Here is a 12,214-nt window from a genome sequence, read left to right as displayed (position 1 = left end):
CGGCGCAGGTGGCGAAGCGGTCGGCCGGGTCCTTGGCCATCGCACGCGCCAGCACCGGATCCAGGGCGGCGGGCAGTGCCGGGTTGATGTCGCGCACGGACGGAACGGGGGCGCTGACGTGCCGGTAGATCAGCTGTGGCAGGTCACCGTCGGCGAACGGGGCGGTGCCGGTGAGCATCTGGAACAGCGTGCACCCCAGTGAGTACACATCCGCGCGGCGATCGACGCGGGCCTCGCCGTGGAAGCGCTCGGGCGCGGTGTATTGGAAGCTGGCCATCACCTCGCCGCTGGCGGTGATGCCGCGCGTCTCGTGATTGGATTCCGCGATCCCGAAGTCGGTGAGCAGCGCCCATTCTCGCGGCTGCGCGGTGAGCAGGATATTGGCGGGCTTCACATCCCGGTGCAGCACGCCCACATCGTGCGCGTAGTCCAGTGCGCGGGCGACATCGGCGGTGAGGGCGGCGGTGCGCGCGAGCTCCAGTGGCCCTGACACCAGTTCAGCGGCCAGGTCCGAACCGTCGACATAGGCCATCGACAGCCACAGCCGCCCGTCTTCCTCGCCGCGCGCGAAGATGGTGACGATGTTCGGATGCGACAGCCGCGCAATGATGTTGGCCTCGCGCAGGAAGCGCTGCCGCACCTCGCCGTCGTCGCCGACCACGCGGTTGAGCAGCTTCAATGCGACGAAACGGGGCAGATCCCGATCGTGGGCCAGGTACACCTCGCCCATTCCGCCGGCGCCCAGCAGACGCTCGATCCGATACCCGGCGAAGGTCATTCCCTGCCGGAGCTGCTCACCCAACCAATCCTCCCGATCCACCTGCACCGCAGACAATACCGGGCATCGCCGACACCGCAGCACCGACACCGCCGCCTGTCAAGCGGCCTGGCCGCGACACCCCGGTGTTCGATATGCTTCTGGCTGGAACTTTTCGCGAGTTTCGTTCGGCCGGAAGGACATCGGATGATGACGATGCGGCGGGTACTGGCGGGGTTGATCGCGACGACGGGGATCGCGGCGGGGATGACGGGCGTGGGAACGCCGCCCGCGCGGGCGGATTGGCTGCCCCAGCTCGCCCCCTTCGGGTCGGTGGTCCTCACCGGCGGGGACGCGAATTTCTGTGCGGGAGCGGTCGCGGTCGGGCTGGAGTCGCCGCGGGGCATGCCCGGACATGTGCTCGCTCATGTGACTCCGCTCGGCTATCTCGGCGGCCCGTGCGGCACCCATATCGTGCTGGGCTGGGTCGGCTCCGCCGGTCTCGGATCGCGAGAGGTGTACGTGCGCAGCGACACTCCGGGGCAGACCCAGACCGTGGACCTGTGGGTGGGGATGGGTCTGGCCAAGCTGTTCGCCAACAGCTGGCCGTTGCAGGGTCCGTGGGCCGAGTGGTACCTGGTGGTGCTGTAGCCGTTCCGGGCTAATTCGCCGGGCGCAGGCAGGCGATGGCGGTCGCGGATTCGTTCACGATGTCCCGCATCGCGGCCTCGGCGGCGGCCCCGTCACCGGACTGCACCGCCGCGGCGACCGCGGCATGCAGTTGGAGGGCCTGCGGATTCGCCTGCGTCGGCATGAGCTCGTGTTCGGTTCTGCCGGTGAGCACCTCGCGCACGATGGGCGCGAACACCGCCAGCAGCGGATTGCCCGACGCCGCCAGCAGCGTGGCATGGAAGGCGACATCGTGGTCCAGATAGGCCGCGGTATTGGCCGAGCGTGCGGTCGCCGACATGCCCATCACCGCGGCGGTCAGATCAGCGCACTGTTCCGGGGTGGCGGCGGTCGCGGCCAGGCGGGCGGCGAGCGGTTCGGTGCCCGAACGCAATTCGGCCAGCCAGGCCAGATGGGCGAAACGCTGCGGACCGGCGAGCTGCCAGCGAATCAGCTTGGGGTCGAGGGCATGCCACGCGGAGGGGTCGAGCACGGTGATGCCCGCGCGCCGGCGAATGCTGACCATGCCGAGGGATTCCAGCACCCGGACGACCTCGCGGGCGACCGTGCGGGAGACGTCGAAGCGGGTGGCGATCTCGTCGGAGGAGATGCGGGCGCCGGGAGCGATCGCGCCGGAGGCGATGTCGGAACCCAGCCGATCCAGCACGGTCTCGTGCAGGGGCAGGGATTCGGACCGGTCGACCATGGCTTCAGTGTCACACATCCGTGGCATATCTATCCGCAATGGTTAGGCAATACGTAGTACTTATTCGATGCGTGTCTTGATATAGTCCTCCATATTAGGCCCGTGTGCCCTGGATCACTCCACCTCGACTCGAAGAAGCGTCATGCACAACCCTGAATCGCTCGCCGTCGCGAGCCTGGCCGACGCGGCCACCCGGCACGCCGGGAGCGCACAACTCATTACCGCCGCCCTGATCGGCGTCGCCCTCATCGTCGGGCTGATCACCTGGCTGAAGCTGCATCCGTTCCTCGCGCTCGCGATCGGCGCGGTCACCGTCGGGCTGCTCGCCCGCCTCGGCGCCGCCGACACCGTGGCCTCCTTCGTCAAGGGCTTCGGCTCGACCATGGGCAGCGTCGGCATCCTCATCGGCTTCGGCGCCATGTTCGGCAAGCTGCTCGCCGACTCCGGCGGCGCGGATCAGGTGGTCGACACCCTCGTCAACCGTGCCGGACCGCGCGCGCTGCCGTGGGTGATGGGCCTGGTGGGCGCGATCATCGGGCTACCCATGTTCTTCGAGATCGGCGTCGTGCTGCTGATGCCGGTGATCCTGCTGGTGGCCACCCGATCGCGACTACCCCTGCTGGCGGTGGCGATTCCGGCGCTGGCCGGACTCTCGGCCATGCACGGACTGGTTCCGCCGCACCCGGGACCGCTGGTCGCGGTGTCGGCGTTGAAGGCGGATCTGGGACTGACCCTGGGTCTGGGCGTGCTGGTCGCGGTGCCGACGGTCATCCTGGCCGGTCCATTGTTCGGGAAGCTGGCCGCCCGCTGGGTGAATGTGCCGGTGCCCGAACTGTTCTCCACCACCGAGGCCGAACCCGACGAGGAGCGCGGGCCGCGCCCGAGCTTCGCCGCGACGCTGGCCACCATCCTGCTGCCGGTCGTGCTCATGCTCGGCAGCGCCGTCTTCGACGTGGTGTCCCCCAAGTCCGGGTCCTCGGTGAAGAAGCTCCTGGACGTGCTGGGCACCCCGGTCGTCGCGCTCGGCATCGCGCTGCTGGTCGGCATGCTGGTGCTCGGTCGCGGCGGGCGCATGACCCGGGATCGCCTGTCCGACACCATGAACAGCGCGCTGCCGCCCATCGCGGGCATCCTGCTCATCGTCGGCGCGGGCGGCGGCTTCAAGCAGGTGCTCGTCGACACCGGCATCGCCGCCACCATCGCCGACGCCATCCGCGACTCCAGCCTCCCGGTGCTGCTGCTGGCCTGGTTCGTGGCCGCCCTCATCCGGGTGGCCACCGGTTCTGCGACAGTCGCCACCGTGACCGCCTCGGGCATTCTGGCCCCGGTCGCGGCCGGGCTCAGTAACTCGCACGTCTCGCTCATGGTGCTGGCCATCGGTTCCGGTTCGCTGTTCCTCTCGCACGTCAACGACGCAGGATTCTGGATGGTGAAGGAGTACCTGGGCCTGAACGTGGTGCAGACGCTGAAGTCGTGGAGTGTCATGGAATGCGTGATCTCGCTGTCCGGTCTGGCGGGCGTGCTGGCGCTGAGCGCGGTGATCTGACGATGACAGCCGACAAGCCCCACATCGTGATCCTCATGGGCGTCTCCGGCTCCGGGAAATCGACCGTCGCGGGCATGCTGGTCAGCACCCTGGGCTGGGATCTCCTCGAAGGTGACGACCTGCACCCGCCCGCCAATATCGCGAAAATGGCGGCGGGCCATGCCCTCACCGACGCCGACCGCGAACCGTGGCTGGAGGCGATCGCCGACTGGATGTCGCGGGAGGTGACGGCCGGGCGCAGCGCGGTGGTCACCTGCTCGGCACTCAAACGCTCCTACCGGGACATCCTGCGCCGCAGCATGATCGGCCATCCCGACGCGGTGCTCACCTTCCTGCACCTGACCGGCTCCCGCGACGATCTGCAACGCCGCCTGACCGCCCGCATGGACCATTTCATGCCGCCGGGCCTCCTCGACTCCCAACTGGAAACCCTCGAGAACCCGGGTCCCGACGAGCACATCGTCGGCATCGAAATCGGCCCGCCGCCAGGCGAAGTCGCCGCCGCCGCACTGGCCGCCATCCGTGCCCACAGCTGATTCGTAGCGGCTCGCAGCTGATTCGGAGCTTCAGCCCAGCTTCAGGCTGAATCTCTACGATCACCTGCGTGTACGCACCGAGAATCGCCGCCACGGTCCTGCTCTCCACCGCCCTGATGGCCGCCGGGTGCGGGCACCCGCTGGCCCGCGCCGCCGAGGATCCGACCGTCACCCTCGACTACGGCGGAATGCACCGCCAGTACCTCATCCACTACCCCGCCAACCGGCCCGGCGGCCCGATGCCCGCCGTGCTCGTCTTCCACGGCGGCGGGGGCACGGCCCAGAACACCGCGGGCGCCTTCGGTTTCGACAAGCTCGCCGATCAGGACGGGTTCATCGCGGTCTATCCTGACGGCTACGAGAAATCCTGGAACGACGGCCGCGGCGACGACACCAATGCCAGCGCCGCCCATATCGACGACGTGGGTTTCGTTGCGGCGGTGATCGATCGGATCATCGCCGAGGACAAGGTCGACCCGACGCGGGTGTACGCCACCGGCATCTCCAACGGCGGCATGTTCACCGAGGATCTCGGCTGCCGCCTGTCGGGCAAGCTGGCCGCCATCGCGCCGGTCGCGGGCCCGCTCCCCCAGGCCGACCAATCCGCCTGCACCCCAAGCCATCCGATGCCGGTGCTGGAGATCCACGGCACCTCCGACCCCATCGTCCCCTACGACGGCGGCGTGGTGCGGGTCACCTCCGGACACCACGGGCCCGGCTCGAGCCCGGTGCTCTCGGTCGACGCGACCCAGCAGTTCTGGCGACAGCAGAACGGGTGCGACGCGGCCACCACCACCCCGCTGCCGCAGCAGACCGACGACGGCACCACCGTGACGCTCACCTCCTCGGACTGCTCCGGCGGCGCGCAGGTACAGCTCTATTCGATTGCCGGTGGCGGCCACACCTGGCCCGACGGCCCCCAGTACCTGCCGCAGGCCCTGGTCGGGAAGGTCAGCCACCAGTTCGACGCGACCGACGTCATCTGGCAGTTCATGTCCCGGTTCCACAATTAGCACCGGCCGAACACCGGACAACCAGGGCGAACCGGTACCGTGAGCGGATGCCCGCCATAGAGTTTGCCTGCCGGTAACTCTCGTATGAAACAACCAACGCGCAAGCGCCGGATGGTGACACGAGAGGTAGGCACGTAGCAGATGCCGCAACCGCAGGCCGAGACCGAGATCGACGCCGACCCCCTATTGCGGGCGTCCGCGGCGCCGCCGACCCGCACCCTGGTGGATATTCTCGCCGCGACCACCGCGGCGCACCCCGACGCACCCGCCCTCGACGACGGCGAGGAAGAGCTCAGCTACGCCGAGCTCAGCGCGGAGATCGCCGTGACCGTCGAACGCCTGGCCGCGGCCGGGGTGCGCGCCGGCGACCGGGTCGGCGTGCGCATGCCCTCGGGCACGCGGGGGCTGTACATCACGATCCTCGCGGTACTGCACGCCGGTGCCGCGTACGTGCCGGTGGACGCCGACGATCCCGACGAGCGCGCCAAACTGGTGTTCGGCGAGGCCCGGGTCTCGGCCATCGTGACCGGCTCCGGCATCGAAACGACCGGGGCCGCAAGGGCATCCGAGCCCGAGGGGCCCGCGACCCGCGCGCCCGAGCCCACCGAGGACGCCTGGATCATCTTCACCTCCGGCTCCACCGGCACCCCGAAAGGCGTTGCGGTCACCCATCGCAACGCCGCCGCGTTCGTCGACGCCGAGGCCCGGCTGTTCCTCCAGGACGCGCCCATCGGCCCCGGCGATCGGGTGCTGGCCGGACTGTCGGTCGCCTTCGACGCCTCCTGCGAGGAGATGTGGCTGGCCTGGCGGCACGGCGCCTGCCTGGTGCCCGCGCCGCGCGCCCTGGTGCGCACCGGCGCGGATCTGGGTCCGTGGCTGGTGCGCCGCGAGATCAGCATCGTCTCCACCGTGCCGACGCTGGCCGCCACCTGGCCCGCCGAGGCCCTCGACCCGGTGCGGCTGCTCATCTTCGGCGGCGAGGCGGTCCCGCCGGAGCTGGCCGAACGGCTTGCGGGCAACCAGGATTCCGACCGCCAGGTGTGGAACACCTACGGCCCCACCGAGGCCACCGTGGTGGCGTGCGCGGCCCTGCTCGACGGCGGCTTCCCCATCCGCATCGGCCTGCCGCTGGACGGCTGGGACCTGACGGTCATCGACGCGGCCGGAAACCCGGTCGGCGAGGGCGAATCCGGTGAGCTGGTGATCGGCGGCGTCGGCCTGGCCCGCTACCTGGACCCGGCCAAGGACGCCGAGAAGTACGCGCCGCTGCCGTCGGTCGGCTGGGACCGCGCCTACCGCAGTGGCGATCTGGTCCGCAACGATCGCGCGGGCCTGGTGTTCCTGGGACGCGCCGACGACCAGATCAAGCTGGGCGGCCGCCGCATCGAACTGGGCGAGATCGACAACGCGTTGCAGCACCTGCCCGGCGTGACCGGCGCGGCCGCCGCGATCCGGACCACCAAGGCGGGCAACAAAATCCTCGTCGGCTACCTCACCGGCCCCGACGCGGGCTACGACCTGAGCGCCGCCAGAACCATTCTGGCCGAACAGCTTCCGGCTCCGCTGGTGCCTCGACTCGCCGTAGTCGCCGAACTGCCCACCCGGACCTCGGGCAAGGTGGACCGTGACGCGCTGCCGTGGCCGCTGCCCAAGGCCACCGCCGCCACCGTCGAGAGCGGACTGTCGGAGACCGAGCAGTGGGTTGCGGGACTGTGGGATTCGATCCTGGGTGCGGAGGTCGCCGATCCCAACGCCGACTTCTTCGATCTGGGCGGCGGTTCGCTCGCGGCCGCGCAACTCGTCGCCGCGATCCGGGAACGCTACCCGCACATCGCCGTCGCCGACCTCTACGACCAGCCGCGCCTGGGCGCGCTGGCCGCGTTCCTGGACGGCTCCAAGCCGGTCGCCGCGGTCGAGGAGCGGCACGTGCGCCCGGTTCCGCTGCCCGCGCAGCTGTTCCAGGTGCTGGCCACCATCCCACTGACCACCCTCACCGGACTGCAGTGGCTGACCTGGCTGGCCATCGTCGGCAATGTCGCGGCCTGGTCGGGCTCGCTGCCGTGGCTGCCGCACCTGTCGTGGTGGTGGACGCTGGCCGCGTTCCTGATCTTCATCTCCCCGCCCGGCCGCATGGCGCTGTGCGTGATCGGTTCCCGACTCTTGCTGAGCAATGTTCGCCCCGGCACCTACGCGCGCGGCGGCTGGACGCATCTGCGACTGTGGGCCACGGTGCGGCTCTCCGAGGCCAGCGGCGCGGAAAACCTCTCGGGCGCACCGTGGATGGTGCCGTTCGCGCGGGCCCTCGGCGCGCGCGTCGGACGCGGCGTCGACCTGCACACGCTGCCGCCGGTCACCGGCATGCTCGAACTCGGCGACGGCTGCAGCGTCGAACCCGAAGTGGACCTGTCGGGCTACTGGATCGACGGCGACGTGGTGCACATCGGCCCGATCCAGATCGGGCCCGGCGCGGTGGTCGGCGCACGCTCGATGCTGCTGCCCGGCACCAGGATCGGCCGCAATGCCGAGATCGCGCCCGGCTCGGCGGTCTCGGGCAAGGTGAAGGCCGAACAGGAATGGGCGGGCTCACCGGCGGTGAAGGTCGGTAAGGCACAACACCGCTGGCCCGATGAGACGCCCGCGCGGGCCTCGCACTGGGTGGCGATCTTCGGCATCACCTCCATCGTGCTGGCCGCGGTGCCGATCGCCGCGCTGGGCAGCGGCGGACTGCTGATCGCCTGGTGGATCCGCGACACCGAAACTCTGGCAGCCGGTTTCGGCCGCGCGTTCGCCATCCTGCCGGTCGCCATGCTGCTGGTGCTGGCCGTGTACGCGGTGGTCACGGTGGTGGCCGTGCGCCTGCTGGCCATCGGATTGACCGAGGGCCATCACCCGGTGCGTAGTCGCGCGGGCTGGCAGGCCTGGGCCACCGAACGACTCCTGGATTCCGCGCGCACCTTCCTGTTCCCCCTCTACGCCAGCCTGCTCACACCCGTCTGGCTGCGCCTGCTCGGGGCGAAAGTCGGCAAGCGCGTGGAGATCTCGACGGTGCTGCTGCTGCCGAAGTTCACCGTGGTCGCCGACGGCGCGTTCCTGGCCGACGACACCATGGTCGCCAGTTACGAATTGGGCGGCGGCTGGCTGCGCATCGGCGAGGCCAAGGTCGGCAAGCGCGCCTTCCTCGGCAACTCCGGCATGACCGCGCCCGGGCGGCGCGTGCCCAAGAACGGTCTGGTCGCGGTGCTTTCGGCCGCGCCGTCCAAGGCCAAGGCGGGCTCGTCGTGGCTGGGCAGCCCGCCCACCCGCTTGCGGCGCGCCGCCGAATCCGGTGACACCGCACGCACCTTCGATCCGCCGCTGCGGCTGCGGGTGGCCCGCGCGGTGGTCGAGACCTGTCGGTTGATCCCGGTGTTCGTGACCTTCGCCATCGGGCTGGGCGTGCTGTTCGCCCTCGCCTGGCTGGCCCACACGCTCGGGCATCTGGCCGCCGCCCTGTTGAGCGGACTGGTGCTGCTGGCGGCGGGCGCGCTCGCGGGACTCGTCTCGGTCATCGCGAAATGGCTGCTGGTGGGCCGCATTCGGGCGGTGGAGCATCCGCTGTGGAGTTCCTTCGTGTGGCGCAACGAGGTGGCCGACACCTTCGTCGAGCATGTCGCCGCACCGTGGTTCGCGCGCGCCGCGACCGGTACGCCCGTGCTGAACGTCTGGTTGCGCGGACTCGGCGCGACCATCGGCCGCGGGGTATGGTGCGAATCCTATTGGCTCCCGGAGGCTGACCTCGTGACACTCGGTGACGGTGCGACGGTGGAACGTGGCTGTGTCGTCCAGACGCACCTGTTCCACGACCGCATCATGGCCATGGACACCGTCACCCTCGGCGCGGGCGCGACCCTCGGACCGCACTGTGTCGCGTTGCCCGCCTCCGCGATCGGCGCGGGCGCGACCATCGGACCGGCCTCGCTGGTCATGCGCGGCGACAGCGTGCCGCCGTCGAGCCGCTGGTGGGGCAATCCGATCGCGCCGTGGAGCGGGGGACGCTGATGCCGCCGCGGTTCGACGAACCCATCGACGACTACCTGCCGCAGAACGGAAATCGCGGCTACCGTGTCTCGCGCTACGACCTGGATCTGGTCTACAAGATGTCCAGCAACCGGCTGGCCGGGATCGCGGAGATCACCACGGTCACCACCGGGGTGCGGGAGCGGTTCGCGCTGGACCTGTCCCAGTCGCTCGCGGTGTCGAAGGTGTTCGTCAACGGGGCCAAGCCCGCCAAATACGTGCACCAGCGCGGCAAATTGGTGATTACGCCGCGGCAGAAGATCCCGGCGGGCGGGGCGCTCGTGTTCACCGTGCACTACGCCGGGCCGCCCAAACCGGTGCGCGGACCGTGGGGTGAGGTCGGGTGGGAGGAACTCACCGACGGTGTCCTGGTGGCCAGTCAGCCCAACGGCGCGGCCTCCTGGTTCCCGTGTGACGATCATCCCAGTTCCAAAGCCAGCTACCGGTTTTCGATCACCACCGACTCGCCCTACTACGCGCTGGCCAACGGCACGCTGATGCGCAAGCTGGCCAAGGCCAGCCAGACCACCTGGGTCTACGAGCAGCCCGAGCCGATGGCCAGCTACCTGGCCACCATTCAGATCGGCCAGTACCACAAGCAGCGCGTCGACGCCCCGCGCGGCGCGGTGCCCATGCAGGCCGTGCTGCCGCTGCGGCTGCGCACCGCCTTCGAGCACGATTTCGCACGGCAGCCGCAGATGATGGAGGTCTTCACCGAGAAGTTCGGGCCCTACCCGTTCGAGGCGTACACGGTGGTGGTCACCGACGACGAGCTCGAGATTCCCATCGAGGCCCAGGGCATTTCGGTGTTCGGCGCGAATCACTGTGACGGACGCCGCGGTTCGGAACGGCTCGTCGCCCACGAGCTGGCGCACCAGTGGTTCGGCAACAGCCTCACCATCCGGCAGTGGCGCGACATCTGGCTGCACGAGGGATTCGCCTGTTACGCCGAGTGGATCTGGTCCGAGGCGGCGGGCGGACCCAGCGCCGACCAGCTCGCCCGCACCGCGCACCGCAATCTGGCGCGGCTGCCGCAGGATCTGATGCTGGCCGATCCGGGGGCCGAACTCATGTTCGACGACCGGGTCTACAAGCGCGGGGCGCTGACCCTGCACGCCCTGCGGCTCACCGTCGGCGACGCTCCGTTCTTCGATCTGCTGCGCACCTGGACCGCCCGCTACCGGCACGCGTCCATCACGACCGGCGAATTCACCGATCTGGCCGGGCATTACAACCCGCTGCCGCTGCAATCGCTGTGGGACGCCTGGCTGTATGCCAGGTCACTGCCCGAGTTGCCGACCCGCCCCGCGTACGGGGAGCAACGGTCGACCGGGTAGACTGCCAGCGAACACAGCAGTTGATCATGGATGTGACACGGTCACATCAAGCGTCGTAGATCGCTACCATTCCTGAGCAGCCCCCACTGCGCGGCAAGCTTTCCTTACGGCGATCGATTTTGCCCATCGGCAATCTCGCCACCCATGTGCCCCCGGCGCGGACATCGGTCCGCAGCACGGCTCGGGCAACCCGATGCCCGAAAGGCACCGCAACACCGATGACGAACGTCCAGACTTCCTTTGCCGCGCTCGGCGTCCGCGCACCCCTGGTGCGCGCGCTCACCGAGGCCGGTATCACCGAACCGTTCCCGATCCAGGCCGACACCCTGCCCGATTCGCTGCAGGGCCGGAATGTGCTCGGCCGCGGCAAGACCGGCAGCGGCAAGACCCTCGCCTTCTCCATTCCCATGGTCGACCGGCTCGGCAAGGACGCGGGCCGTCCCATGCCGCACCGGCCGCGCGGCCTGGTGCTGGCCCCGACCCGCGAGCTGGCCACCCAGATCGCCTCCGCCATGGAACCGCTGGCCGCCGCCTACTCGATGACGGTGACCACCATCTTCGGCGGCGTCTCCCAGCATCGTCAGGTGCAGGCGCAGAAGCGCGGCGTCGATATCGTGATCGCCTGCCCGGGCCGCCTGGAAGACCTCATGAAGCAGGGCCTGATCAAGCTCGACGCCGTCGAGATCACCATCATCGACGAGGCCGACCACATGGCCGACCTCGGCTTCCTGCCCGGCGTGACCCGCATCCTGGCCGCCACCCCCGAAACCGGTCAGCGCCTGCTGTTCTCGGCGACCCTGGACAACGGGGTGAACAAGCTGGTCAACCGGTTCCTGCCGGACGCGGTGAAACACTCTGTCGACGAGGCCAATTCGCCGGTCGCCGCCATGACCCACCATGTGTTCGAGGTGTCGAGCGCCGACGCCAAGCGCGCCGTCGTGCAGCGGCTGGCGTCGGGGTCCGAGCGTCGAATCCTGTTCACCCGCACCAAGCATCAGGCCCGCAAGCTGGCCAAGCAGCTCACCGTCGCCGGGATCCCGGCCGTGGACCTGCACGGCAATCTGTCCCAGCCCGCCCGCGACCGCAATCTCGCGACCTTCGCCGCCGGTGACGCCAAGGTGCTGGTCGCCACCGACGTGGCGGCGCGCGGCGTGCACGTCGACGGCGTCGAGCTGGTCGTGCACGTGGATCCGCCCGCCGAGCACAAGGCCTACCTGCACCGCTCCGGCCGCACCGCGCGCGCCGGCAACGCCGGTGACGTGATCACCCTGGTGATGCCGGATCAGCGCGGCGACCTGGCGGCGCTCATGCGCAAGGCCAAGATCGACGTGACCCCGCAGCGGGTGACCCCGGACTCCCCCGCCGTCGCCGAGCTCGTCGGCGAGACGGCCCCGCTGGTCGCGTTCTCCGACCGCGCCGCCGACCCGGTCGCGAAATCGCCGCGGGGCGAGCGTCGTCCGAGCGGTCCGCGTCGGGAGGACGGCACGGGCGCTCCGCGCGGTCGTCGCCGCGGGCGCCCGGTGCGGGACGCGGGCGAGGTCCACGACACCGGGCGTCCCCCGCGAAAGTCCGAGGCCGCCACCGGCGGTCGACC

The 12,214-nt window shown here is 69.9% G+C and carries 9 protein-coding genes; 7 read left to right on the top strand and 2 right to left on the bottom strand.

Annotated features, from left to right (window positions below):
* On the bottom strand, positions 1-802 hold an 802-nt coding region (locus tag ACWELQ_RS21790), incomplete at its 3' end, for a serine/threonine-protein kinase (protein ID WP_452398879.1).
* Positions 803-964: 162 nt separating this feature from the next.
* Between ACWELQ_RS21790 and ACWELQ_RS21785 the strand changes: the two genes are divergently transcribed.
* Complete coding sequence (locus ACWELQ_RS21785; protein ID WP_452398878.1) at positions 965-1,408, top strand: hypothetical protein; 444 nt, start codon at positions 965-967, stop codon at positions 1,406-1,408.
* A 10-nt stretch (positions 1,409-1,418) separates the two neighbouring features.
* Here ACWELQ_RS21785 and ACWELQ_RS21780 read toward each other — a convergent pair whose 3' ends face one another.
* On the bottom strand, positions 1,419-2,132 hold the full coding sequence (locus ACWELQ_RS21780; RefSeq protein ID WP_452398877.1) for a FadR/GntR family transcriptional regulator: 714 nt from the start codon (positions 2,130-2,132) through the stop codon (positions 1,419-1,421).
* A 142-nt stretch (positions 2,133-2,274) separates the two neighbouring features.
* Here ACWELQ_RS21780 and ACWELQ_RS21775 point away from each other — a divergent pair, with 142 nt between their 5' ends.
* The 6 genes from ACWELQ_RS21775 to ACWELQ_RS21750 all read left to right on the top strand — a co-directional run.
* The gene (locus tag ACWELQ_RS21775) at positions 2,275-3,678 is read left to right on the top strand and encodes a GntP family permease (RefSeq protein ID WP_452398876.1); all 1,404 of its coding nucleotides are present in this window, start codon (positions 2,275-2,277) and stop codon (positions 3,676-3,678) included.
* A gap of 2 nt (positions 3,679-3,680) precedes the next feature.
* Positions 3,681-4,214 carry a gluconokinase gene (locus ACWELQ_RS21770; RefSeq protein WP_452398875.1) on the top strand — a complete coding sequence of 178 codons (534 nt, stop codon included), beginning with the start codon at positions 3,681-3,683 and terminating at the stop codon, positions 4,212-4,214.
* A gap of 68 nt (positions 4,215-4,282) precedes the next feature.
* A complete protein-coding gene (locus ACWELQ_RS21765) occupies positions 4,283-5,227 on the top strand; it encodes an extracellular catalytic domain type 1 short-chain-length polyhydroxyalkanoate depolymerase (protein ID WP_452398874.1) in 945 nt (314 codons plus the stop codon).
* Positions 5,228-5,368: 141 nt separating this feature from the next.
* Positions 5,369-9,265, top strand: coding sequence for a Pls/PosA family non-ribosomal peptide synthetase (locus tag ACWELQ_RS21760; RefSeq protein ID WP_452398873.1), 3,897 nt, complete (start codon positions 5,369-5,371; stop codon positions 9,263-9,265).
* Positions 9,265-10,620: a M1 family metallopeptidase gene (locus tag ACWELQ_RS21755; RefSeq protein ID WP_452398880.1), complete on the top strand. Its 1,356-nt coding sequence runs from the start codon at positions 9,265-9,267 to the stop codon at positions 10,618-10,620. Before ACWELQ_RS21760 ends, ACWELQ_RS21755 begins: the two co-directional genes overlap by 1 nt.
* A gap of 218 nt (positions 10,621-10,838) precedes the next feature.
* Positions 10,839-12,214 (top strand): DEAD/DEAH box helicase (locus ACWELQ_RS21750; RefSeq protein WP_452398872.1); only part of this gene is annotated, 1,376 nt, incomplete at its 3' end.

This window comes from Nocardia sp. NPDC004722, from assembly GCF_053601505.1.
The sequence above is the reverse complement of the archived record's forward strand: the minus strand, read 5'-3'. Positions and strand labels throughout refer to the sequence as shown.